Here is a 24,255-nt window from a genome sequence, read left to right on the forward strand (position 1 = left end):
CGGGCCAGCGAACTTTTCTCGCCGGGAACACGCAGGATCGCCGCGGCGTTGCGGCAGACATGCCACTGACAGGTGAATACGAACCGAGCACATCGGACTGGGCCCGTGAGCAAGCCGAGAAGTACGAGAACTCCGGCGGCGCCGAGGGCGCGACGTTACTGGGCAAGCCCATCATCCTGCTCACCACCAAGGGCGCGAAGACCGGCAAGCTGCGCAAGACGCCGCTGATGCGGGTGGAGCACGACGGCGAGTACGCGGTGGTCGCTTCGCTGGGCGGCGCGCCCAAGCACCCGGTCTGGTACTACAACATCAAGGCCGAACCGCACGTCGAACTGCGCGACGGCGCGGTCAGCAAGGACTACACCGCGCGCGAGGTCTTCGGCGAGGAGAAAGCTCAGTGGTGGGAGCGAGCGGTCCAGGTATGGCCGGACTACGCGGAGTACCAGACGAAAACCGACCGTCAGATCCCCGTCTTCGTCCTCACGCCCAGGTAGCTCCTACGCAGGTGGCCCGCGTGTCACTGCCACCCGCCGCAGCTCGCCGCCGCGGCAGGTGGCAGCATATTTCGGGTGTCCAATCCGCTTGATGTCCTCGACGCACTGTCCGCTTCTCGCCCTGCGCTCACCGCGGACGAGATCGATGCTGCCGCCAAGCGAATTGCCGACGTCATCGACCCGACCCCGCTTCAGCGCAGCGAGCGGCTGTCCACGCTGACCGGGGCGGAGGTCTATCTCAAGCGCGAGGATCTCAGCCCGGTCCGCTCCTACAAGCTGCGCGGCGCCTACAACCTGGTGGTGCAGCTGACCGAGGACGAACGCGCCGCCGGCGTGGTGGCGGCCAGCGCGGGCAACCACGCGCAGGGCGTCGCGTTCGCGTGTCAGGCGATGGGGATCAAGGGACGTATCTACGTGCCGACCACGACGCCGAAGCAGAAGCGTGATCGCATCCGGGTGCACGGTGGCGAGTTCGTGGAATTGATCGCGGTCGGCGAGACCTACGACGCCGCCGCCGCGGCGGCCGCCGCCGACGTGCAGCGCAGCGGCGCGACGATGGTGCCGCCGTTCGACGACGCGCGCACCGCGGCGGGTCAGGGCACCATCGCCGCGGAGATCCTGGAACAGCTCGGCGCCACTCCCGACCTGGTGATCGTGCCGGTGGGCGGCGGCGGCTGCCTGGCCGGTATCGGCACCTACCTGCGCGCGCGGTCTCCGCGCACCGCCATCCTGGGTGTGGAGCCTGCGGGCGCGGCCTCGATGACCGCGGCCCTCGTGGCGAGCGGTCCGGTCACGCTGCCGGAGATCGACCCGTTCGTTGACGGCGCCGCGGTGCGCCGGGTCGGCGCCGTGCCGTATGCCGCGGTGTCCGGATTCGGCGGGCGAGTGGTCTCGCACGCATCACTGCCGTTGCTGACCATCAGCGAGTCGCCCAGGGGCGCGGGCGCGTTCCAGATGATGCAGGTCGACGAAGGCGCGATCTGCACCACCATGCTCGACCTGTACCAGAACGAGGGCATCATCGCCGAGCCCGCGGGCGCGCTCACCACGACGGCGCTCGCGGAGATCACCGTGGAGCCGGGCTCCACCGTGGTGTGCCTGGTGTCCGGCGGCAACAACGACGTGTCCCGCTACGGCGAGATCATCGAGCGCTCGCTCGTCCACCGCGGTCTCAAGCACTACTTCCTGGTGGACTTCCCGCAGGAACCCGGCGCGCTGCGCCGTTTCCTCAACGAGGTGCTCGGTCCCGACGACGACATCACGCTGTTCGAGTACGTCAAGCGCAACAACCGGGAGACGGGAGCCGCGCTGGTCGGCATCGAACTCGGCGCGCCGGACGGGCTGGGGCCGTTGCTGGGACGGATGCGCCATTCGCCGATCCAGTGCGAGCGCCTCGAACCCGATTCGCCTGCCTACCGTTACCTGACCTGAGCCGGACGACGGCTACCAGCGGCCCCGCGCTCCGGTTCCGGTCCGAACGAGCCGGCCTGGGCGGCCCGAATGGCTCCCGGGCACCGGAACCGCCCGGCAGGTCAGGCGGCCTTGCGCGTCTGGGTCGAAGGTATCCGGCGGCGGGACGCGCGCAGGCAGTTCAGCATGAGCGGCAACAGCCAGAACGCCGCCGACTGGTCGTAGCTGAGCTGCGCGGCGGAGAGCCGGTTGTGCACGAAGCCGACCGACAGGCCCAAGCGGGGTTCGGCCCAGCCGAAGGAGCCGCCGAGCCCGATGTGCCCGAACCCGGCGTGCGCGCCCGGCATCGGCAGCGAGTGGTAGCCCAGTCGCCACATCATCGGCAGGTAGAACAGCGCGCGGTCGGGCTGATAGGTCTCGACACGGCGCAGGGCCTTCATGGTGTGGCGGCCGAGATACCTGCGGTCGGCCACGGTGCCGTCGCCCGCGAGCGCGCCGTACATCGTGGCCAGCGCGGGCGCGGTGGCCACACCGTTGCCCGCACCGAGTTCGGTGTCCAGGATCGGCGGGCTGACGCCCTCGAGAATGGCTTCCAGACCGGGCAGGAACAGGCAGCGGGTGGCGGCGCCGAGCGCGCCGGGAATCTTGTGGCTACGGCCCAGAACCGCCGCGCCGAGCGGCCTTCCGAGCATGCTCAGCTGGGTGCCGGCCAGCGGCGCGTAGGTGAGCGCCGCACCGGCGGGCGGCCTGCCCAGATGCAGGCCGTCGATGCCCAGCGGCTCGGCGACCTCGGTGCGGATCAGTTCCGCCAGACTGGTACCGGTGATCGAGCGGGCCAGGCCACCGATCAGCCAGCCGAAGGTAAGCGCGTGGTAGGTGGGCACGCCGAGCGAACGGTCGGGCTTCGCCGCGGCCAGGCGCTGCTCCATGAGCTCGTGGTCCAGCACGTCGGCCAGGCCGCCGGTCGCGATCGGAGCCAGGGCGGACAGCCCCGCCCGATGGGTCAGCAGCTGGCGAACGGTGATCTTGCGCTTGCCGTTGGCGCCGAATTCCGGCCAGTACTCCGCGACCGGAGCGGAATAGTCGAGCAACCCGCGGTCTGCGAGGCGGTGCACGACGGTGGCGGCGATTCCCTTGGTGGCCGAGAAGATGATCGTGCCGGTGTCCCTGGTCCACGGAACGTCACCACCGGAGCCGACCCAGATGTCCACCAGCGGCTCTCCGTGCCTGTGCAGCGTGAACGCCGCCCCCGCACCCCTACGAGTACCGAACGCCCGTGCGAAAGCGCGCACGAACGGTGCGAATTCGGCGGCTGCGCTGCCACCCATTCCCGGGGGGAGAACCGCGAGGTCCCCGGAAGCGACGTTGCTCATCTCTCCACGGTAATCGCACGGGACGATTCCGGCAAAGTACCTGTCTCGGACAGTTGTACGCCCGTTATCCGGAAAACGCCCGAAAGGCGGCCCGGAGCTGGGATTCCACGCTCTCAGCGCCTGCCGGGCAGCGCCGTCTCCAGCAGGGCGAACGAGTGGCCGGGAACGGTTGTGGCGGAAGGGCCGATCGTCGGGGATTCCCAGGACAGCAGCGGGATGCCCGCGATCGGGACGGCCACCGGGTCCTCGCCGAGGTTGCACACCAGTGCCAGCGTGCCCCGGTGCACGACGATCCACCGCGCCGCCTCGTCGTAGTCCACCGAAACGTGGGTCATCCATGGGTCGCTGAGCTCCGCCCGGTCGCGGCGCAGTGCCAGCAGGGCGCGATAGCACGACAGCAGCCGCGCGTGTTCCGGCTCGTCCGGTTCGGTCCAGTCGAGCTTGGAGCGCAGGAACGTCTTCACGTCCTGCGGGTCGGGCACCTCGCCCTCGGACCAGCCGTGGGCAGCGAACTCCTTCTTGCGCCCGGATGCGGTGGCGGCGGCGACCTCCGGGTCGGTGTGCGAGGTGAAGAACTGGAACGGCGTGTGCGCGCCCCACTCCTCCCCCATGAACAGCATCGGCGTGAACGGCCCGCACAGCACGAGGGCTGCTTTGACCGCCAGCTGGCCGTCGGTCAGGTAGGCGCTGGGCCGGTCGCCGAGCGCGCGGTTGCCGATCTGGTCGTGGTCACAGGTGTAGGCCAGCAGCGCGCTACCGGGGATGAGACCGCGATCGATCGCTCGGCCGTGCGTGCGGCCACGGAAGCTGGAATACGTTGCGGCGTGGAAGAACCCGTGCTTCAACGTCCGCGCCAGGCAGCGCAGCGAACCGAAATCGGCGTAATAGCCCTGCCGCTCGCCGGAGACGGCGGTGTGCACGGCGTGGTGCAGGTCGTCGTTCCACTGGGCGGTCAGGCCGTACCCACCGGCCGCGCGCGGGGTGATCAGCTTCGGATCGTTGAGATCGCTTTCCGCGATCAGCGTCAGCGGCCTGCGCACGTGGGTGGCGAGACGCTCGGTCTCGACGGCGAGTTCGGCCAGCAGGTGCGTGGCCGTGCGGTCGACGAGGGCGTGCACCGCGTCCAGGCGCAGCGCGTCGACGTGGAACTCGCGCAGCCATCGCAAGGCGTTGTCGAGGATGTACCTGCGCACGTGATCGGACTGCGGACCGTCGAGGTTGAGGCTCGGCCCCCAGGTGTTGCGACCCTCGGTCAGGTACGGCGCGAAACGTGGCAGGTAGTTGCCGGACGGGCCGAGATGGTTGTAGACGACGTCCAGGCACACCGCCAGACCACGGATATGGCAGGCGTTCACGAACCGTTGCAGGCCGTCGGGCCCGCCGTAGCTTTCCTGCACCGCGTACCAGAGCACGCCGTCGTAGCCCCAGTTGTGCGTGCCGTCGAAGGCGTTCACCGGCATGACCTCGACCACGGTGACGCCCAGCGCGACGAGATGGTCGAGCCGCTCGATCGCGGCGTCGAAGGTGCCCCCCGGGGTGAAGGTTCCGATGTGCAGTTCGTAGTAGACCGCCCCGGCCTGCGGACGGCCGGTCCACCCCGCGTCGGTCCACGCCGCCGGATCGAGGGTGTGCAGCGCCGAGCGGGCGTGCACCCCGTCGGGCTGGCGCGGCGAGCGGGGATCGGGCAGCACTGTCGGGTCGTCGTCGAGCAGGAACCCGTATCTGGCCCCCTTCGCGGCCGGTACGTCGGTGCGCCACCACCCGTCCGGCGACCGCGTCATCGAGTGGACGACACCCTCCAGATCCAGTCGCACCGCCTCGGGCCGCGGTGCCCACACCTCGAACACACTCACCGAGCCAGCATCGCACGGGCGCGCCCGGCCCGCCGGATAGCGACACCTGCCTCGGAGACAACGGCCTGCGCGCTCCCGGCCGCGCGACCAACTGCCCGCAGTCCCTTCATTCGTCCGCGCGACCACTGTGACCGGATCAAGGGCCGAGGCCGACCGGCTGTGGCCGTGGGGTCCTGGCCGGAACGGGCGATCCCTGCCAGAGTGGAGGCGTGGGTGTCTACGCCGAGCACGTCCTACCGCGCATCGTCAACGTGGCCTGCGGGATGCGGGTCAACGACCCGCTGCGCGAGCGGGTGTGCGCCGGGCTGCACGGACGGGTCGTGGAACTCGGTTTCGGCTCGGGACGGAATGTGCCGTTCTACCCGGCGGCGGTCGCGGCGGTGAGCGCGGTCGAGCCCGCCGATCTCGGCTGGCGACTGGCTGGCGAACGAGTCGCCGCGGCCACCGTGCCCATCGAGCGGGCCGGGCTGGACGGACAGGCGCTGCCCTTCGCCGACAGCACCTTCGACTGCGCCCTGTCGACGTGGACCATGTGCACCATCCCCGACATCGCCGCCGCGCTCGCCGAGGTGCGCCGGGTGCTCGTTCCCGGCGGAACCCTGCACTTCGTCGAACACGGGCTGGCGCCGGACGACAAGGTGCGGGTGTGGCAGAACCGGCTGAATCCGGTCCAGAAACGACTGTTCGGCGGCTGCCACCTCAACCGCGATATTCGCGCCCTGGTGACAACCGCCGGTTTCGAGATCCGCGAGGCCGAGTCGTTCTACGGGGAGGACGCCCCCCGCTTCCTGGTCGCCCAGACGCTCGGGGTCGCGGTCTCGCCTTGACGGGATCAGATGATGCGCACCGACAGGGTGTAGGTGGCGTTGCCGCGGCTCGGCGCCACCGAGATGGCGTAGTAGCCGGTGCGCGGCAGAGCGATCCGGCTCCAGGTCTCCTCGAGGCACAGGACGCTTCCGCCCGGGGCGGTGGTGGTGAACCGCGCGTTGCCCTCGACCGAGGTGAGCTCGGTGATCAGCGTCTGCCCGGCCCGCGCCTCGAACGCGAAGGTGTCGGCGTCGCCGCGGACCACCGCGCCGTCGACCGACGCGCGATCGCTGCCCGGCGCGAACTTTATCTCGTAGACCGAGCCCGCGTTCGCCGCGCCCGCACCGATCGCCGCGACGGCCGACGACGCCGCGAGCACGGTCACGCCGACTACGAGCAGACGCAGACTGCGGAGTATGGCTTGCATGATGTTCCTCGTTCTTCTCGAGTGGACGACCTTGTCCCAGAACTGTCGGCGAACCCGCCTGTCGAATGCTTAACAGCCGCTTGGAGATCGACAGAAGCGCAGGCAGCGTTCGCATCCGACACTTATTGGAATGATCTGTTCAAAACTGTGCTAGCCTGAATCCGTGGCACGACCCAGATTGTTCGACGAGGACCGCGCGGTGGACGCGGCGATGCGCGCGTTCTGGCGCGCCGGATACGAGGCGACCTCCACCGAGGACCTCTGCGCCGCGACCGGACTGGGCCGCAGCAGCATCTACAACACCTTCACCAGCAAGCGCGACCTGTTCGGGCGCGCCCTGCGGCACTACATGGCGACCAAGAACGCCGCGACGTTCGACCTGCTCGACAGCCGGACGGAGGTGCGGGCCAAGATCCGCGCACTGCTGTGGCAGATCGTCGAGGCCCCGGACGAGGACCCGCGCGGCTGCCTCGTGGTCAACTCGACGATCGAACTGGCCCCGCACGACCCCGAACTGGCCGCCGTCCTCGCCGCCGACCACGAGCGACGGCTCGCGGTGCTGACGGACGTGTTCGAAGCGGGCAGGCGCGCGGGCGAGATCGCACCGGACAAGAATCCGTCCACTCTGGCCCACTTCGTGATCGCCACCATCGGCGGCATGCGGGTGGCCGCACGCGGCGGCGCGGATCGCGAGACGCTGGCCGCCATCGCGACCACCGCGCTCGACGCGCTCTGAGTCGCCCGAGCCTGTTTCATCCGACGGCGAACTTGCCGCGCCCTCATTTTGTATAGTTCAGTACAAAACAAGGAGGTACCGATGCCCGTGGCGATCTATGTCCTGGGTCTTTCGATCTTCGCCCAAGGCACCTCGGAGCTGATGCTCGCGGGCCTGCTCACCGAAATGGCCGGGGACCTGGGCGTATCCGTGCCGCGCGCGGGCCTGCTCATCTCGGCGTTCGCGCTGGGCATGCTGGTGGGCGCGCCGGTGCTGGCGGTTTCGACGCTGCGCTGGTCGCGGCGCACCGCGCTGCTCGCCTTCCTCGCGGTGTTCGTCGGCACCCATGTGATCGGCGCGCTCACCTCGAACTACTGGGTCCTGTTCGCGACCAGGGTGGTCGGCGCGTTCGTCTACGCCGGATTCTGGGCGATGGCCGCGACTACGGCGATCAGCCTGGTGCCGCCCACCGCACGGGGCAAGGCGATGAGCATCATCGCGGGCGGGCTGACCTTGGCCATCCTCGTCGGACTCCCCGCGGGCACCGTGATCGGACAGCAATGGGGCTGGCGGGCGGCGTTCTGGGCAGTCGCACTGCTGTCGGCGGCCGCGACGGTCGGAGTGCTGGCGAAGATCCCCGGCGGACGCCCTGCCACGCCGCGACTGCGTACCGAGCTGCGCACGATGCTGCGTCCCGAACTCTGGCTGTCCTACGCCACCACCGCGCTGGCCATCGCCGCCCTGATGGTCACCTTCGCCTACCTCGGCGCCTTGCTGTCGGACACGACCGGCATGGCCGAGGGCTGGATTCCGGTGGTGCTCGGTATCTACGGCCTCGGCGCCTTCCTCGGCATCGCGATCGGTGGGCGCACCGCCGACACCCATCCGCTGACCAGCCTGTACGTCGGCATTACCGGAGGCGTGCTCACCTCGGCACTGCTCGCCCTCACGGCGGAATACACCGCTCCCGTCGTCGTGCTGTCATTCCTGTTGGGCGCCTTCGGTTTCGGCATCAACCCGACCTTGAACAGCCGCGTCTTCACCCTCGCGGGCGACGCGCCCACCCTGGCGGGAGCCACGAACATCTCCTCGTTCAACGTCGGCATCACCGCAGGCCCCTGGCTCGGGGGCCTGGCCATCGGCGCGGGCCTCGGTTACGACGCGGTCGCCTGGATCGGCGTGGTTCTCGGCATCGCCGCGCTAGGTGTCGTCGCGTGCAGCCACGCCCTGCACCGCAAGCAGGCGATGCGAGCGTCGACCGCCGCACCTGCCCCGGCACTGGCCGACGTGGCAGGGTAACTCTTCGCACAGTGGCAGCGGCCCTCACCCGACGATGCGCGGATCGGGTGCAGGGCCGCTGTTGTGGGAAACCCGTCGCTCAGCCGGCCAGGCAGCCGGGGCCGAGGAGGGCCTTGAGGTCGCCCATCAGGGCGGAGGACGGTGAGACTCGCAGGCGGTCGTCGAGTTTCAGCAGCGTGGTCTTGTCCCGGGCGCCGACATGCCGGATATGGACATCCGACGTGCCGGGGTGCCTGGACAAGACCCGCTTGAGTTCGCCGATCTTGTCCGGTGTGCACATCCGGGTGGTGACGGTGACCGCGAGCGGCTTGGCTACGCCGACGGCGGACAGGTCGGGGACGGCCAGATCGTTGGCGATCAACGAGATCCGGTCGTCGCGGACCGAGACGCGCGCCTTGATCAGCACCACGGCGTCCTCGACCACGTCCATCCCGTACACCGAGTACGCCTGCGGGAAGAACAGCACCTCGATGCCACCGGTGAGGTCTTCCAGCTGCGCCGAAGCCCAGGCCAGGCCGTTCTTGTTGATACGCCGGTTCACCGACGCCAGGATGCCGCCGACGGTCACCTGGGTGCCGTCTTTGATGTCGCCTTCGAGGATGGCGGGGATCTGCGTGTCGGCTTGGGCCGCGAGCACGTGCTCGACGCCGTTGAGCGGGTGCCCGGAGACGTACAGGCCGAGCATCTCCCGCTCCAGCGCGAGGCGGTGCTTGGACTCCCACTCCTCGTCGGGCACCTTCACGTTGAAAACCGAAGTCACCGACTCGTCCGCGTCCAAGCCGCCGAACAGGTCGAATTGACCGATCGCCTCGGCCTTCTTGGTGGCCATCACGGCATCGATGGCGTCGGAGTGGATCAGCATCAGGCCCTTGCGCGGATGACCGAGGGAGTCGAAACCGCCTGCCTTGATGAGTGATTCGGTGACCTTCTTGCTCGCGGCGATCGCGTCGATCTTGTTCAGGTAGTCGGAGAAATCGGTGAACTTCGATTTCTCCTTGCGTGCCTGGATGATCGAGGCGACGACGTTCGCGCCGACATTGCGCACCGCGCCGAGACCGAAGCGGATGTCCTTGCCCACGGAGGCGAAGTTCTGCTCGGACTCGTTGACGTCCGGCGGCAGCACGGTGATGCCGAGACGGCGGCAGTCGGAGAGGTAGACCGCGGCCTTGTCCTTGTCGTCGCCCACGGAGGTGAGCAGGCCCGCCATGTATTCGGCCGGGTAGTTGGCCTTGAGGTAGGCGGTCCAGAACGAGACGAGGCCGTAGCCCGCGGCGTGCGACTTGTTGAACGCGTAGCCGGCGAACGGAAGGATGGTGTCCCACAGCGCCTTCACCGCGGCCTCGGAGAAGCCGTTGGCGGTCATGCCCTCGTGGAAGCCCTTGTACTCGGCCTCGAGCACCTCGAGCTTCTTCTTACCCATGGCCTTGCGCAGCGCGTCGGCCTTACCCATCGAGTAGGAGGCGACCTTCTGCGCGATGAACATGATCTGCTCTTGGTAGACGATCAAGCCGTAGGTCTCGGCGAGGATGTCCTCGAGCGGCTCCTCCAGCTCCGGGTGGATCGGCTTGATCGGCTGCCGCCCGTTCTTGCGGTCGGCGTAGTCGTTGTGCGCGTTCATGCCCATCGGGCCGGGCCGGTACAGCGCGAGCACGGCGACGATGTCGTTGAAGCCGGTGGGCTGCATGCGGCGCAGCAGATCGCGCATGGGGCCGCCGTCGAGCTGGAACACGCCGAGCGTGTCACCGCGCGAGAGCAATTCGTAGGTCGCGGGATCGTCCAGCGGCAGGTTGTCCATGTCCAGGTCGATGCCGCGGTTGGCCTTGATGTTGTCCAGCGCGTCACCGATCACGGTGAGGTTGCGCAGGCCGAGGAAGTCCATCTTCAGCAGGCCGATGGCCTCGCAGGACGGGTAGTCCCAGCCGGTGATGATCGCCCCGTCCTGGGGCCGCTTCCACACGGGGATGGCGTCCATCAACGGCTCGGAGGACATGATCACCGCGCAGGCGTGCACACCGGCGTTGCGGATCAGGCCCTCGAGGCCGCGTGCGGTCTCGTAGATCTTGGCCACGTCCGGGTTGTTGCCGATGAGCTCACGAACCTCGGCGGCCTCCTTGTACCGCTCGTGGTCGGGGTCCATGATGCCCGACAGCGGGATGTCCTTGGCCATGATCGGCGGCGGGAGCGCCTTGGAGATCTGGTCGGCGATGGCGAAGCCGGGCTGGCCGAACTGGACGCGCGCGGAGTCCTTGATCGCGGCCTTGGTTTTGATGGTGCCGAAGGTGATCACCTGGGCGACCCGGTCGGTGCCCCACTTCTCGGTGGCGTAGCGGACCATCTCACCGCGGCGGCGATCGTCGAAGTCGATATCGATATCGGGCGCGGACGGGCGTTCCGGGTTGAGGAACCGCTCGAACAGCAGGCCGTGCGGCAGCGGGTCGATGTTGGTGATGCCCAGCGCGTAGGCCACCAGCGAACCGGCCGCGGAACCACGGCCGGGGCCGACCCGGATGCCGACCTCCCGCGCGTGCTTGACGAGGTCGCCGACGACGAGGAAGTAGGCGGGGAAGCCCTTCTGCTTGATGACGTCGAGCTCGAAGTAGGCGCGGGTGTAGTACTCCTCGGGCACGCCGCCGGGGAACCGGCGGGCCAAACCGCGGTCGACCTCTTTGCGCAGCCAGGAGTCCTGATCCTCGCCCTCGGGCACCGGGAAGACCGGCATGCGGTCCTTGAAGGCCCACACGTCGTCGTAGGACTGCACCCGCTCGCCGATCAGCACGGTGTTGTCGCACGCGCCGGGCACCTCGGCGTCCCAGAGCGCCCGCATCTCCTCGGCGGACTTCAGGTAGTAGCCGTCACCGTCGAACTTGAACCGGGTGGGGTCCGACAGCGTCTTGCCGGTCTGCACGCACAGCAGCGCCTCGTGGTTGGCGGACTGATCCTTGGTGACGTAGTGGCAGTCGTTGGTGGCCAGCGCCGGAATGCCCAGCTGCTTGCCGACGTTCAGCAAGCCCTCGCGGACCCGGCGCTCGATGGACAGGCCGTGGTCCATGACCTCGAGGAAGAAGTTCTCCTTGCCGAAGATCTCCTGCCACTTGGCGGCGGCCTCCAGCGCCTCCCGCTCGTGACCGAGGCGCAGGCGGGTCTGCACCTCGCCGGAGGGGCAGCCGGTCGTCGCGATGATGCCCTCGGCGTACTGGGCGATGATCTCCGCGTCCATGCGCGCCCACTTGCCGAGCTGGCCTTCGATGGAGGCCAGCGAGGAGAGCTTGAACAGGTTGCGCAGGCCGGTCGCGTTCTCGGCGACCATGGTCATGTGCGTGTAGGCGCCCGAGCCGGAGACGTCGTCGCCCTTCTGGCCGGGATCGCCCCACTGGACGCGCTTGGTGTCGAACCGGGAGCCGGGCGCGATATAGGCCTCGATGCCGATGATCGGCTTGATGTCGTGCTTCTTGGCCGAGTTGTAGAACTCGGAGGCGCCGTACATGTTGCCGTGGTCGGTCATCCCGACCGCGTTCATCCCCAGCCGTTTCGCCTCGGTGAACAGTGGCGAGATCTTGGCGGCACCGTCGAGCATGGAGTACTCGGTGTGGTTGTGCAGATGGACGAACGATCCGGACGAGGCGGCCAAGACGGTCCTTCCTCCCAAGGTCTCGACGGGGGTTGGCTGGACCGATTCTAGGCGTGCGCACCGACTGGTCTTGACCGGCACGCGGGTGCGGATCGGACATCGGCGTGTCGGCTGCTCAGGCCACCGGCGCGTCCTGGCGACTCGCCCGAGGAGCGGCCGATTTCCGCGAGTGTTGCAATCGCGCCGAATGCCGGAACACCGAACGTCGGCCGTGGCGCGGCGGTAGGCTCTGCTTCCCTCCCCCACGGCGATGTCGGACGCTTGACGGGACGGATGAGCGTGACAGACAAGAACTTTCCCGATTCGTGGAGGTGTCGATGCATTCGACGACAGCGCTGTTGATGGTTCCCGCGACGGCGGTGGCCGCCCTGGTCGCGACGGCCGCTCCGGCGGCGGCGGCCCCAGCCGCCTTCGCCACGGTGTACACCCTGGCGCAGGGGCCGTGCGTGGGTCAGGTGGAGATGTCGGTCAACGGCAACGCCTACCCCAACCAGGCGGCGTTCACCGTGGGCGCGACGCTGGTCGGCGCCGGGCCGTGCACGCTGCCGCTCACGCTGAACTGGCGCAATGTCGCGACCGGTCAGGAAGGGGCGTTCAAGGTGGTCGCGCAAGGTCCCGGCTACTGGGGCAACAGCGGCCACTCCGCCCTGTTCGTGCCGGGCATCGGCACGTTCACCGCTACCGTCGGCGTCGGCGCGGCGCACTTCCCGGCGCCCGGCACCGTGGAGTTCACGGTGCCGCAGTACCAGGGCTGAGCCAGCCGTCCCGGCCCGGCCTCTACACCGGCCGTCTCGGGCAGTCACATCGATCGCCTGGGACAGCTACACCGGCCGCCTCGGACAGTGCCATCCAGCACCGCGCCCACCGGCAACCGAGAGCACCCGGTCGGTACGGTCGTCCGGCATGGTCCCCACCCACCGGACCGCACCGTCGCCCGGGTGACGCCGCGGTCCGGTGTTTCGGGCCGGAGCTCGGTCGCAGGTCCGCCACCGTGCCGCGCCCCATCCGGTCGACGCGATAATCGTCCCATGAAGTCCGTGCGCCGATGCCCGCCATGACCACCGCGCTCGCCGTCGTGGCCGTGGCGGCGCTGCTCGTCGGTGCGCTGCTGATCTGGTCGCGCACCCGCAGAGTGGTGACCACCCCTGCCGAGCGGGCGGTGCATTCGGCGCTGCACACCGCGTCGCTGGCGGCGGTCCCGCTGCGCCGCGGGCTGACCGAACGCTCCGCGCGGGAGGCCGCGCCCCACCTGCGCGCGCTCACCGGCGCGGACGCGCTCGCGCTGGCGAGCGCAGACGGCACGCTGCTCGCCTGGGACGGCCCGCACGCCGAACTGGCCGAGTACTTCACCGAAGCCGCGGAGCGCGCCGTCGCGGGCGAGCGGCCGGTGCTCGTGGCCGGGCCCGGCCGCGGCGAACACGCGGGGCGCACGCTGATCGCGCAACCATTGTTGATCGACTCGACCGGCGTGGCCGGGGTGCTCGGCGTCGTGAGCACCGGGCAGCCGGGGCCGGGCCGGCTCGGTGCGGTCGCCGAGGTGGCGCGCTATGCCTGCGGCCAGCTCGAATTGGCCGAGCTGGACGCGTCACGGGCCCGGTTGGACCGAGCGGAAGTGCGTGCGCTGCGAGCGCAGATCAGCCCGCACTTCATCTACAACGCCCTGAACACCATCGCCTCGTTCGTCCGCACCGACCCGGCGCGGGCCCGCGAACTGATCCTCGAGTTCGCCGACTTCACCCGCTATTCCTTCCGCGCGGCGGGCGAATTCACGGTGCTGTCGGACGAACTGCGCAACATCGAGCGATACCTCGCGCTGGAACGGGCCCGCTTCGGCGACGCGCTGCAGGTCCGGCTGCGGATCGCGCCCGAGGTGCTCGGCGTGGTCCTGCCTTTCCTCGCGCTCCAGCCGCTGGTGGAGAACGCCGTGCGGCACGGCCTGGCGGACACCGCGCGCGGCGGCACCGTCAGCATCGTCGCCACCGACGCGGGCACCGACTGCGTGATCAGCGTCGAGGACGACGGCGTAGGCATGGACCCGGACCTGCTGCGCTCGGGCGCGCTGGACGCCGTCGACGCCGGAACGGGCCCGGCGGGCTCCGGCGAGTCAGCCCACGTCGGTCTGGCCAACGTCGACGACCGGTTGCGCGCCGCCTTCGGCGACGACTACGGCCTGGTCGTGGAAACCGCGCCAGGGGCGGGCACCAAGGTCAGCCTGCGCGTCCCGAAATTCCGCGCGGGGATCCGGGCATGAGACCCGCGCGCGAAGCCCGGAACACGGCTCGTGCCTACGGCAAGCCACCCGATATTCGACCAACGCGCCCGAGGCCCGGGAGCACAGCGGGTCACGCCGACGACGCCCGGTCGGCGGCCCCGCACGGGAGCCTTACCATGGAGCGATTGTGACCCGCGTTACCGGCAAACCGGCGGGCGCGCTACGCGTGCTCGCCGTGGACGACGAGAAACCCGCTCTCGACGAGCTGGTGTATCTGCTGCGCGCGCGAACCGAGATCGGGGAGATCCACGCGGCCGGTGACGCCACCAGCGCGCTGCGGGTGCTGCGGGCCCATCCGATCGACGCGGTGTTCCTGGACATCAACATGCCGGGCCTGGACGGGATGGAGCTGGCGGGCATTCTCTCGGAATTCGCCAATTCACCCGCGGTGGTCTTCGTGACCGCGCACGACGACCGGGCGATCGCCGCGTTCGACCTGGGCGCGGTGGACTACCTGCTCAAGCCGCTGCGCGAGGCGCGGCTGGCGGAGGCGGTGCGGCGGATCGCCGCGGCGCGCAGCACGTCGCACCAGCCCGCCGCCGACGCGCGCGCCGATCCGAGCGAGGTCATTCCCGTGGAGCTGGGCGGGGTCACGACGCTGGTGCCGAGGTCGAGCGTGAGCTGGGTGGAAGCCGACGGCGACTACGCGCGGCTGCACACCAGCGACGGATCGCACCTGGTGCGAATCCCGTTGTCGGCATTGGAGGCTCGCTGGCACGACGCCGGTTTCCTGCGGGTGCACCGGTCCTACCTGGTGGCGCTGCGGCTGGTCACCGGGCTGCGCACGGTGGGTACCGGGACCGTGGTGTGCCTGCGGGCCGAGGGCGACGCGCAGGCGGTCGAACTGCCGGTCAGCCGAAGACAGGTGCGCGAACTGAAGCAGCGGCTGGTGCACCGGCCACGGCAACACTGGGGCGCCCCGTGACCGCGCCGCAGCGTCCGGGGCGCAGTCGCGTCGTGCTCTCCGAGCGCCGCGGGGCGCGGCGGGTACGCACACGGGTGGAGGTCGCCGAACAGACCGAGTTCGGCGAAGCGCTCATCGGCGGCCTCATCCGCGCGCAGCTAGGGCTCGCGCTACGCGTCGGCCTGGTGACGATCGCGCTGCTGTGCGCGCTGCCCGTGCTGTTCCGCACCGGCTCGATCGGCTCGGCGACGGTGCTGGGCATCCGGTTGCCCTGGCTGCTGCTCGGCGGCGCGGTGTACCCGTTGCTGTTCCTGATCGGCCGGACGTACGTGCGCCTTGCCGAACGCAACGAGCAGGACTTCCTCGAATTGGCCGAGGACTGACGGTGCGCCGGGCTTCAACCACCTCCGCAGCGCGGACCACCGGCTTCGCCCACGCATACGTGGCGAGCGATTCGGCGGGCACGGGTACAGCCCAGCCGGCCCGCCCACTACGGCAGGCAGGGCTTCAGTCGTCCAAGCGATCCGCCACTGCCATCATCACACCCGCATCGCCCGCCACACCGACTCACCTGCCTCGCGGGATACGGCACGCAGGGCTTCAGTCGACCCGGCTAGAGGCAGCCGAGCGGAGCCGACGGCCACGGCAGCGATCCGCCTCACCCGCCGGACTGATTCACCTGCCGCGGGGCGCTTCGTGATCTCCGGCACCGCGCCCGCGCTGACCGTGGCCGCGCTGGTCCTCGCGGCGCTGGCGACTGTCGCGATCGGCGCTTACGGCGTGCGGCTCGCGCGCACCACCTCCGACTTCCTCGTCGCGTCCCGCAGCGTGGGGCCGCGCTGGAACGCGGCGGCGATCTCCGGCGAGTATCTTTCGGCCGCATCGTTTCTCGGGGTCGCCGGATTGATCGCGAAATACGGCGCGGACGCGCTGTGGTATCCGGTGGGGTTCACGGCCGGGTACCTGGCGCTGCTGCTTTTCGTCGCCGCGCCGCTGCGGCGCTCCGGCGCGTACACCGTGCCCGACTTCGCCGAATTCCGTTTGGGCTCAGTGCGTTTGCGCAGGCTCGCGGCCACCGTGGTGGTGCTGATCTGCGCGGTGTATCTCATCCCGCAGTTCCAGGGGGCGGGGCTGACCCTGCACATCCTGCTCGGGGTGCCGGACTGGGTGGGCGCGGTGGCGGTGGGCGTGATCGTGATCGCCAACGTGGTCGGCGGCGGGATGCGCTCGATCACCCTGGTTCAGGCCTTCCAGTACTGGCTGAAGCTGACCGCGGTGGCGCTCCCCGCGCTGGTCTTGCTCGGGCACTTCCTCGCCGACGAGCGGCAAGTCGGCGCGCCCGCTCCGCCGGTGGTGACCGAGCGAACGACAGTGGACGTGACCACCGACGTGGTGGTGCGGGTCAACGCTCCGCAGCAGGTCGCCATCACGGGAACCCTCGACGACCGCGCGGTCGACGGCCTGGTGCCGCTGACACCCGGAACCCATGATCTGGCGGCGGGCACGCGATTGGTGCTCGAGGCCGGAGCCACGGTGCCGGTGGTCGCGGGCGCGCCGGCGGACGGTGCGGCCTGGCTGGCGCCGGGTGGCGGGTTGGGCGGCCCGCATCCGACCTACCAGGTCTATTCGCTGATCCTCGCGACTTTCCTCGGCACCATGGGGCTGCCGCACGTGCTGGTGCGCTTCTACACCAACCCCGACGGGCGGGCCGCGCGCGCGACCGCGCTCGCGGTGATCGGCCTGGTCGGGCTCTTCTACCTGTTCCCCGTGCTGCTGGGCGTCTTCGCGCGGTTGTACGTGCCGCAACTGCTGATCACCGGGACCTCCGACGCCGCTGTGGTGCTACTGCCCGGATCGGTGGTCGCCGGACTGCCGGGTCAGCTGCTCGCGGCGCTGGTCGCCGCGGGTGCGATCGCCGCCTTCCTGTCCACCTCCTCGGGACTGCTGGTGAGCATCGCGGGCGTGCTCAGCACCGACATGCTGCGGGGACGGATCCGTGACTTCCGCACGGCGGCGCTGGCGGCGGGCTCGGTCCCGCTGGCGCTGTCACTGACCGTCGCGTCGCTGGACCTGTCCCGCACCGTCGGCCTGGCCTTCGCGGTGGCCGCCTCCACGCTGTGCCCGCTACTGGTCCTTGGCATCTGGTGGCGCGGGCTGACCGCGGGGGGCGCGGCGGCCGGCCTGGTCGCGGGCGGGCTCGCGGCGGGCACCGCGACCGCCGTCTCGGTGACCGGCGGCTTCTCCGACGAGGTGGCGGGCGGCTGGCCCGCGGCGCTGCTCGGCTACCCGGCGGCGATCAGCGTGCCGTTGGCGTTCGCCACCATGGTGCTGGTCAGCTCGTTCACCCGCGGGCTCGGCGCCAGGGCGGTGAGCCGGATCTTCGTGCGGATGCACGCGCCGGAGCGACTGGGCATGGGCGCGGACCGCGAGCGCAGTCTGCGCTCGGACTGACCGGCGACCTGCCCGCGGCGCCACTCGGGCCGACCGTTCGTCGCGGCGCATCGACCGCTCACCGCAGATTCGGACACCTTCACGGAGTGACCCAGACCACAGCCTACTGACGCCCCGCTGGTCTGGCTTACCGTCCTCGAGAAGTAAGCCACGTCACTTGGTAGGACGATCATGACCAGTATCCAACTCGACGACACCGCCCCGCGGCGAGCGCCGAGCGCAGCAGAATTCGCCGAAGTACAGGCGAGCCCCCAATTCCAGGAACTGCGAAGCCGATTGCGCCGCTTCGTTTTTCCGATGACCGTGTTGTTCCTGCTCTGGTACCTCGGCTTTGTCCTGCTCGGCGCCTACGCCCATGACTTCATGAGCCGCTCGGTGTTCGGCAACATCAACGTCGGATTGCTACTGGGCCTCGGCCAGTTCGTATCCACCTTCGTCATCACGGCGCTCTACGTCCGGTTCGCCAACCGTGAACTGGATCCGCGCGCGGCGAAGATCCGCGGCTACCTCGAGGGAGACCGAGCGTGAACACCGTGCACACCTATGCCGCGGCGGCGACGGTCGGCAACCCGATCGCCAATATCGCCATCTTCGGCGTCTTCGTCGCCATCACGATGATCGTGGTGATCCGGGCCAGCCGCAACAATGCCACCGCCGCCGACTACTTCACTGGAGGACGCGGCTTCTCCGGTCCGCAGAACGGCGTCGCCATCGCCGGCGACTATCTGTCGGCCGCGAGCTTCCTCGGCATCGCGGGCGCCATCGCGGTCTACGGCTACGACGGGTTCCTCTACTCCATCGGGTTCCTGGTCGCCTGGCTGGTCGCCCTGCTGCTGGTCGCCGAGATGCTGCGCAACACCGGCAAATTCACCATGGCCGACGTGCTGAGCTTCCGATTGAAGGAAGGCCCGGTGCGCACCGCCGCCGCGCTGTCCACGCTGACGGTGTCGCTGTTCTACCTGCTCGCCCAGATGGCGGGCGCGGGCGGGCTCGTCGCGCTGCTGCTGGACATCTCCGACAAGACCGGTCAATCCGTCGTGATCGCCGTGGTCGGCGTGCTGATGATCGTGTATGTGCTGGTCGGCGGCATGAAGGGCACCACGTGGGTGCAGATCATCAAGGCGGTACTGCTGATCGCGGGCGCGGCGCTGATGACCGTCATGGTGTTCGCCAAGTTCGGTTTCAACTTCTCCGACATCCTCGGCTCCGCCCAGGGCGCGGTCTCGGATTCGGCGAACAAGGCGGTCGCCGCGCGCGACGTGCTCGCTCCCGGCGCGCAGTACGGCGGCAGCGAGACCTCGAAGCTCAACTTCCTGTCCCTCGGTCTGGCACTGGTGCTGGGCACCGCGGGCCTGCCGCACGTGCTGATGCGCTTCTACACCGTGCCCACCGCCAAAGAGGCGCGGCGGTCGGTGGTCTGGGCGATCGGCCTGATCGGCGCGTTCTATCTGTTCACCCTGGTCCTCGGCTACGGTGCGGCCGCGATCGTCGGACCGGACCGCATCCTCGCGGCCGCGGGCGGCCAGAACTCGGCGGCTCCGCTGCTGGCCTTCGAACTCGGCGGCGTGGTGCTGCTCGGGGTGATCTCGGCGGTCGCCTTCGCCACCATCCTCGCGGTGGTCGCGGGCCTGACCATCACCGCGTCGGCGTCGTTCGCCCACGACATCTACGCCAGTGTCATCAAGCGCGGGAAAGCCGGTGAGCGCGAACAGGTCCGGGTCTCCCGGATCACCGCGGTGGTGATCGGCGTACTGGCCATCGCGCTGGGCATCCTGGCCAACGGGCAGAACGTCGCCTTCCTGGTGGCGCTGGCGTTCGCGGTCGCGGCGTCGGCGAACCTGCCCACCATCCTCTTCTCGCTGTTCTGGCGGCGCTTCAACACCACCGGCGCGTTGTGGAGCATGTACGGCGGCCTGATCTCCACGATCGTGCTGATCGTGTTCTCCCCCGCGGTCTCCGGCAGCAAGTCCGCCATGCTTCCCGGCTCGGACTTCGACTGGTTCCCGCTGTCCAACCCGGGCATCGTCTCCATTCCCTTGGCGTTCGTGCTCGGCGTCGTCGGCACCTTCGTCGGCGGCAGGTCCGAGGATCCGGCCAAGGCCGCGGAGATGGAGGTCCGCTCGCTCACCGGCGTCGGCGCCGAGAAGGCCGTGGCGCACTGATCGTTGCCCGGCACACCTCGTTCCCTTTGCTTTTCGTTAGGAGATTTCGCGTGACCAGCGCAACTACCGATGACCGCGACACCACCGCCTTCCCGCCCGACGCGGATTTCGCCGCCCAAGCGAACGCGAGCGCGGCGTTGTACGACCGGGCGCTGTCGGATCGGCTGGAGTTCTGGGCCGAGCAGGCCCGCAGGCTGCATTGGGACCAGCCGTGGACACAGGTGCTGGATTGGAGTGACGCGCCGGTGGCGAAGTGGTTCGTCGGCGGCAAACTCAACGTCGCCTACAACTGCGTGGACCGCCACGTCCTCGACGGCCACGGCGACCAAGTCGCCATCCACTTCGAAGGCGAACCCGGCGACTCCCGCGCCATCACCTACCGCGAACTGCTCGACGACGTCTGCCGGGCCGCGAACGCACTGACCGACCTCGGCCTCGTCGCCGGAGACCGCGTCGCGATCTACATGCCGATGGTCCCCGAAGCCATCATCGCCATGCTCGCCTGCGCCCGCCTCGGCCTCACCCACTCGGTCGTCTTCGCCGGCTTCTCCCCCACCGCCCTACGCCAACGCGTCGACGACGCGCAAGCCCGCCTGGTGATCACCACCGACGGACAGTGGCGCCGCGGCAAAGCCGCCCCCTTGAAACAAGCCGTCGACCAAGCCCTCCACGCACACAGCACCACCCCCGGCAGCGTCGAACACGTGCTGGTTGTGCGCCGCACCGGCATCGAAGTCCCCTGGACCGACAACCGCGACCTGTGGTGGCACGACACCGTCACCACCGCATCCCCCACCCACCAACCACAACCCTTCGACGCCGAACACCCCCTGTTCATCCTCTACACCTCCGGCACCACCGGAAAACCCAAAGGCATCCTCCACACCACCGGCGGCTACCTCACCCAAACCGCCTACACCCACCACACCGTCTTCGACCACAAACCCGGCCAAGACACCTACTGGTGCACCGCCGACATCGGCTGGGTCACCGGCCACAGCTACATCGTCTACGGCCCCCTCGCCAACCGCAGCACCCAAATCGTCTACGAAGGCACCCCCAACCACCCCGACGAACACCGCCACTTCCACCTCATCGAAAAATACGGCGTCACCATCTACTACACCGCCCCCACCCTCATCCGCACCTTCATGAAATGGGGCCGCGACATCCCCGACGCCCACGACCTGTCGTCGTTGCGGCTACTCGGCTCCGTCGGCGAACCCATCAACCCCGAAGCCTGGCGCTGGTACCGCCAAGTCATCGGCGCCGACCGCACCCCCATCGTCGACACCTGGTGGCAGACCGAGACCGGCGCCATCATGATCTCCCCCCTACCCGGCGTCACCACCACCAAACCCGGCGCCGCCATGACCCCACTACCCGGCATCAGCGCCCAAGTCGTCGACGAAGAAGGCAAACCCGTCCACCGCGGAGAAACCGAAGCCAACGGCTACCTCGTCCTCGACCAACCCTGGCCGTCGATGCTGCGCGGCATCTGGGGCGACATGCAACGCTTCCGGGAAACCTACTGGCAACGCTTCGCCGCACAAGGCTGGTACTTCGCCGGCGACGGCGCCAAACTCGACACCGACGGCGACCTCTGGATCCTCGGCCGCGTCGACGACGTCATGAACATCTCCGGCCACCGCATCTCCACCGCCGAAGTCGAATCCGCCCTCGTCGCACACCACACCGTCGCCGAAGCCGCCGTCGTCGGCGCCACCGACCCCACCACCGGCCAAGGCATCGTCGCCTTCGTCATCCTCACAGCCCAAGCCCACAACACCGGAACCACACTCATCGACGACCTCAAAACCGAAGTCGCCCGCCACATCAGCCCCATCGCCCGACCCCGCGAAATCCACATCGTCCCCGAACTCCCCAAAACCCGCAGCGGCAAAATCATGCGCCGCCTCCTGCGAGACGTCGCCGAAGGACGCGAACTCGGCGACACCTCCACCCTCGTCGACCCGAAGGTGTTCGAAGCGATCGCCCGCGGGTAACTATGAGAGCGGCGGACCCGGCCACAAGTGATGAGGGGGTCCGGGTCCGCCGCTGGCGCACTACTCCGACTTCGCCAGGCCGTCGCGCACAGGCCGCAGTGCCGATCGAACCGCCGGATGGCAGACAGCCCCGCCCCCGAACCACTCTCGCACCGAGCAGGGTTCGTGAACGATGATTCGGTTGTCGCCGGATGAGCCGGTCGGCCTCGCTCAGGAGCCGCCGAACATCTCCGCCATCCGGCGGTCCATCTCGTCGGGCGGCACGTCCTCCACGTGGGTGGCCACGGTCCACCGGTGCCCCCACGGATCCTCGAACGAGCCGCTGCGGTCACCGTAGAACTGCGTGGTCATCGGCGTGAGCTCCTTGGCGCCCGCGGCCAGTGCGGCGGCGAAGGCGGCGTCGGCGTCCTCGACGTACACATACAGGTTGACGGGGGTGCCGCCGACCGTCTTCGGATCGAGGAAATCCATATCAGGGGCCGGATCGCCGAGCATGACGACGGAATTACCGAACATCAGCTCGCAATGCGCGATCTTGCCGTCCGGGCCGGGCATGCGCATGCGCTCGGTGGCCCCGAAGATGCTCTTGTAGAACTCGATCGCCGCCGCCGCGCCGTCGATCGCCAGCCCCGGCGAGACCACCGGATATCCATCGGGAACGGGTTTGACATCGGACATGATCAACCTCCGGTCGAGGCATTGTGTCGGACCATGCCGAGCCTATTCCCGCCACCGGCGCGATTGGCCGGATCGTCGGAAATCAGGGGCCTGCGACACCCTGTAGCCGACGCACCTGCGCCGCGGTGAGCGCACTGAGCACACCGGGGTCCACCGACTCCGGCGCGGTCACCGCGACCTGCACCAACGTGCTTCCGACCTGAACGATCGCGACGGACGAGCCGAGGGTGAGACCGTCGCTGGTGGCGCGCACCTGGAAGGCTTTGGCGGCTTGGCCCGCGGCGGGCTGGGCGAGCCCGCCGATCCGGTAATCCACCGGGATATCGGTGGCGTCCGCGCCGGAATAGCGCACGCACCGGCGCAGCGTCTCCTGCACGGCCGAGAACGCGCCGCCGAGCGCGTCGTGCGGATAACTCGCCGCGTCGATATCGATGCTGGAGAAATTCGGACCGGCGTATTGCGTGGACGCCTGGGCAAGGGCGCCGGCGTGTTGCGCGCCGATCGGAGTCAGGACTTTCGCGCATTCCGGCGGATTGGTCGCGGACGCGCCGGACGGTGCGATCCCCGTGTCGGCGCGCGTCGGCAGGGCGGTGAAGCCGGACGGCAGGTTCGCCTCGCCGAGCAGCTGGGCGCCCAACCGGCCGGAGTCGGTCTCAGGGCCGGCCGTCACGGGCGCCGCGGCCACCGCCGGGCCCAGCGGCGGCAGTTCCGGGAGTCCGGGGACAGCACTATCGGAGGACCCGCAGCCCGCGGCGAGAGCGACGGACGCCGCCGCGATCGGCAGGCCGGCCGCACGGATCATTCGGTCCACGACACCTGCGTATCGATCGTCTGCCGCAGCGTGCTGTCGCTGTTCGGATCGCGATAGGCCTGGTGACCGCCGACGGTGATGGACCCGGCCACCGGCAACGGCAATCCGAGATCCACCGTGATGGTGCCCGCGCCCTGCATGACGTAGTCCTGGATGTCCAGGGTGCCCGCGTTGTTCGGCAGGTTCCACACCGGCGACTTCGGCTTCTGGGTCACGTGCAGTTCGATGGTGAGCCGGTCTCCTTCGCGCTTGCTCAGCGTCGCGGTGGTCACCTGGTCCAACAGGACACCGCCGGTGACCTCTTGGCGCACCGTCCAGACCGCGCCCTCGCCGACGGGCTGGTCGGGAAAAGCGATCGACCGGTAGACCGCCTGGTAGAACGCCTGCTCGAGGGCGGCGCGGGCGGTGTTGGACGCGTCCGGCGCCGGCTCGAGCCGCAGGGCGGTGATCGCGCCGAGATCGCTGAGGTCGAAGCCCGCGTGCGAGCCGCCGATCTTGGTGAGCGCCTTGGCCAGCGCCGGGTCGGGCGAGGTGACCGTGCCGAGGGTCAGATCTATCCCTTCCGCGGTGGTCTGCGCGGTCATCGGAATGGTGAGCGCCGGGGTGGAGAAGTCGCGCTTGGGCTGGTGATCGATCTGCTGTTCGATGTGGTGCGCGGTGTAGAGGGTGACCCGCTGCACGGTGCCCGCCGGATACTCCGGCCGCAGCAGCGACCGCGGCTCGGCGCCGGCCGATTCGACCGTGGTCACCGCGGCCGCGATCGGCACGGTGACTTCCTTGCCGAGTCCCAGCGGCTCCGTGCCGTCGGACTCGCCGCGCGACTCGGCGCCGTCGCCGCAACCGACACCGAAGGCCGAGAGCCCGACCGCGAGCACCATGAGCAGCACGCCCGAGCGCGCGATCCGCGGAAGGTGGGGGGAAGACAACACCGTCACGTGCATCAGGGTACGACCGCTTCCTGAGTG

General features: G+C 69.3%; 20 protein-coding genes. 13 read left to right on the forward strand and 7 right to left on the reverse strand.

The genetic code is table 11. The features are described 5' to 3' along the window. Positions 1 to 59: 59 nt before the first annotated feature. Both K8O92_31895 and ilvA read left to right on the forward strand, forming a co-directional pair. Positions 60 to 494 carry a nitroreductase family deazaflavin-dependent oxidoreductase gene (locus tag K8O92_31895; protein UAK32245.1) on the forward strand — a complete coding sequence of 145 codons (435 nt, stop codon included), beginning with the start codon at positions 60 to 62 and terminating at the stop codon, positions 492 to 494. Positions 495 to 569: 75 nt separating this feature from the next. Then, positions 570 to 1,925 (forward strand): threonine ammonia-lyase IlvA, encoded by a 1,356-nt coding sequence (gene ilvA / locus K8O92_31900; protein UAK32246.1) that lies wholly within the window; start codon positions 570 to 572, stop codon positions 1,923 to 1,925. A gap of 101 nt (positions 1,926 to 2,026) precedes the next feature. Here the strand turns inward: ilvA and K8O92_31905 are convergent, their stop codons facing one another. Beyond that, on the reverse strand, positions 2,027 to 3,277 hold the full coding sequence (locus K8O92_31905; protein UAK32247.1) for a beta-lactamase family protein: 1,251 nt from the start codon (positions 3,275 to 3,277) through the stop codon (positions 2,027 to 2,029). Between the two features lie 113 nt (positions 3,278 to 3,390). Then, positions 3,391 to 5,130: a malto-oligosyltrehalose trehalohydrolase gene (treZ, locus tag K8O92_31910; GenBank protein UAK32248.1), complete on the reverse strand. Its 1,740-nt coding sequence runs from the start codon at positions 5,128 to 5,130 to the stop codon at positions 3,391 to 3,393. 209 nt (positions 5,131 to 5,339) lie between these two features. Between treZ and K8O92_31915 the strand changes: the two genes are divergently transcribed. Further along, on the forward strand, positions 5,340 to 5,957 hold the full coding sequence (locus K8O92_31915) for a class I SAM-dependent methyltransferase (protein ID UAK32249.1): 618 nt from the start codon (positions 5,340 to 5,342) through the stop codon (positions 5,955 to 5,957). Between the two features lie 5 nt (positions 5,958 to 5,962). Here K8O92_31915 and K8O92_31920 read toward each other — a convergent pair whose 3' ends face one another. Continuing rightward, positions 5,963 to 6,364, reverse strand: a complete 402-nt coding sequence (locus tag K8O92_31920) for a hypothetical protein (GenBank protein ID UAK32250.1) — start codon at positions 6,362 to 6,364, stop codon at positions 5,963 to 5,965. 163 nt (positions 6,365 to 6,527) lie between these two features. Here K8O92_31920 and K8O92_31925 point away from each other — a divergent pair, with 163 nt between their 5' ends. Further along, the gene (locus K8O92_31925; GenBank protein ID UAK32251.1) at positions 6,528 to 7,100 is read left to right on the forward strand and encodes a TetR/AcrR family transcriptional regulator; all 573 of its coding nucleotides are present in this window, start codon (positions 6,528 to 6,530) and stop codon (positions 7,098 to 7,100) included. Positions 7,101 to 7,181: 81 nt separating this feature from the next. After that, a complete protein-coding gene (locus K8O92_31930; protein ID UAK32252.1) occupies positions 7,182 to 8,378 on the forward strand; it encodes an MFS transporter in 1,197 nt (398 codons plus the stop codon). A gap of 79 nt (positions 8,379 to 8,457) precedes the next feature. Here the strand turns inward: K8O92_31930 and dnaE are convergent, their stop codons facing one another. Next, complete coding sequence (dnaE, locus tag K8O92_31935; GenBank protein UAK32253.1) at positions 8,458 to 12,006, reverse strand: DNA polymerase III subunit alpha; 3,549 nt, start codon at positions 12,004 to 12,006, stop codon at positions 8,458 to 8,460. 317 nt (positions 12,007 to 12,323) lie between these two features. On the opposite strand from dnaE, the gene K8O92_31940 reads away from it, so the two are divergent. The 8 genes from K8O92_31940 to acs all read left to right on the forward strand — a co-directional run bounded on the left by K8O92_31940 (position 12,324) and on the right by acs (position 21,801). Continuing rightward, the gene (locus K8O92_31940; GenBank protein ID UAK32254.1) at positions 12,324 to 12,761 is read left to right on the forward strand and encodes a hypothetical protein; all 438 of its coding nucleotides are present in this window, start codon (positions 12,324 to 12,326) and stop codon (positions 12,759 to 12,761) included. Positions 12,762 to 13,060: 299 nt separating this feature from the next. Further along, on the forward strand, positions 13,061 to 14,257 hold the full coding sequence (locus tag K8O92_31945; protein ID UAK36068.1) for a histidine kinase: 1,197 nt from the start codon (positions 13,061 to 13,063) through the stop codon (positions 14,255 to 14,257). A 148-nt stretch (positions 14,258 to 14,405) separates the two neighbouring features. Continuing rightward, a complete protein-coding gene (locus K8O92_31950; GenBank protein ID UAK32255.1) occupies positions 14,406 to 15,203 on the forward strand; it encodes a LytTR family DNA-binding domain-containing protein in 798 nt (265 codons plus the stop codon). After that, complete coding sequence (locus K8O92_31955) at positions 15,200 to 15,565, forward strand: hypothetical protein (GenBank protein ID UAK32256.1); 366 nt, start codon at positions 15,200 to 15,202, stop codon at positions 15,563 to 15,565. The genes K8O92_31950 and K8O92_31955 overlap by 4 nt, the downstream gene beginning before the upstream one ends. Before the next feature lie 313 nt (positions 15,566 to 15,878). After that, positions 15,879 to 17,633, forward strand: coding sequence for a cation acetate symporter (locus tag K8O92_31960; GenBank protein UAK32257.1), 1,755 nt, complete (start codon positions 15,879 to 15,881; stop codon positions 17,631 to 17,633). Positions 17,634 to 17,804: 171 nt separating this feature from the next. After that, on the forward strand, positions 17,805 to 18,161 hold the full coding sequence (locus K8O92_31965; GenBank protein UAK32258.1) for a DUF485 domain-containing protein: 357 nt from the start codon (positions 17,805 to 17,807) through the stop codon (positions 18,159 to 18,161). Further along, complete coding sequence (locus tag K8O92_31970; GenBank protein UAK32259.1) at positions 18,158 to 19,795, forward strand: cation acetate symporter; 1,638 nt, start codon at positions 18,158 to 18,160, stop codon at positions 19,793 to 19,795. The genes K8O92_31965 and K8O92_31970 overlap by 4 nt, the downstream gene beginning before the upstream one ends. 50 nt (positions 19,796 to 19,845) lie before the next feature. Then, positions 19,846 to 21,801: an acetate--CoA ligase gene (gene acs / locus K8O92_31975; protein ID UAK32260.1), complete on the forward strand. Its 1,956-nt coding sequence runs from the start codon at positions 19,846 to 19,848 to the stop codon at positions 21,799 to 21,801. A gap of 210 nt (positions 21,802 to 22,011) precedes the next feature. On the opposite strand, the gene K8O92_31980 is transcribed toward acs, so the two are convergent. The 3 genes from K8O92_31980 to K8O92_31990 all read right to left on the reverse strand — a co-directional run bounded on the left by K8O92_31980 (position 22,012) and on the right by K8O92_31990 (position 24,231). Continuing rightward, a complete protein-coding gene (locus K8O92_31980) occupies positions 22,012 to 22,479 on the reverse strand; it encodes a VOC family protein (GenBank protein UAK32261.1) in 468 nt (155 codons plus the stop codon). 82 nt (positions 22,480 to 22,561) lie between these two features. Beyond that, positions 22,562 to 23,281, reverse strand: coding sequence for a hypothetical protein (locus K8O92_31985; GenBank protein ID UAK36069.1), 720 nt, complete (start codon positions 23,279 to 23,281; stop codon positions 22,562 to 22,564). After that, the gene (locus K8O92_31990) at positions 23,278 to 24,231 is read right to left on the reverse strand and encodes a hypothetical protein (GenBank protein UAK32262.1); all 954 of its coding nucleotides are present in this window, start codon (positions 24,229 to 24,231) and stop codon (positions 23,278 to 23,280) included. The genes K8O92_31985 and K8O92_31990 overlap by 4 nt, the downstream gene beginning before the upstream one ends. Between the last annotated feature and the right edge of the window lie 24 nt (positions 24,232 to 24,255).

Source organism: Nocardia asteroides (assembly GCA_019930625.1).
Lineage (GTDB): Bacteria > Actinomycetota > Actinomycetes > Mycobacteriales > Mycobacteriaceae > Nocardia > Nocardia sputi.

Coding starts and splice junctions, on each gene's coding strand:
- K8O92_31895 (UAK32245.1), top strand. CDS start 60: ATGCCACTGACAGGTGAATACGAACCGAGCACATCGGACTGGGCCCGT.
- K8O92_31905 (UAK32247.1), bottom strand. CDS start 3,277: ATGAGCAACGTCGCTTCCGGGGACCTCGCGGTTCTCCCCCCGGGAATG.
- K8O92_31920 (UAK32250.1), bottom strand. CDS start 6,364: ATGCAAGCCATACTCCGCAGTCTGCGTCTGCTCGTAGTCGGCGTGACC.
- K8O92_31930 (UAK32252.1), top strand. CDS start 7,182: ATGCCCGTGGCGATCTATGTCCTGGGTCTTTCGATCTTCGCCCAAGGC.
- K8O92_31940 (UAK32254.1), top strand. CDS start 12,324: ATGCATTCGACGACAGCGCTGTTGATGGTTCCCGCGACGGCGGTGGCC.
- K8O92_31945 (UAK36068.1), top strand. CDS start 13,061: ATGACCACCGCGCTCGCCGTCGTGGCCGTGGCGGCGCTGCTCGTCGGT.
- K8O92_31965 (UAK32258.1), top strand. CDS start 17,805: ATGACCAGTATCCAACTCGACGACACCGCCCCGCGGCGAGCGCCGAGC.
- K8O92_31980 (UAK32261.1), bottom strand. CDS start 22,479: ATGTCCGATGTCAAACCCGTTCCCGATGGATATCCGGTGGTCTCGCCG.
- K8O92_31985 (UAK36069.1), bottom strand. CDS start 23,281: ATGATCCGTGCGGCCGGCCTGCCGATCGCGGCGGCGTCCGTCGCTCTC.
- K8O92_31990 (UAK32262.1), bottom strand. CDS start 24,231: ATGCACGTGACGGTGTTGTCTTCCCCCCACCTTCCGCGGATCGCGCGC.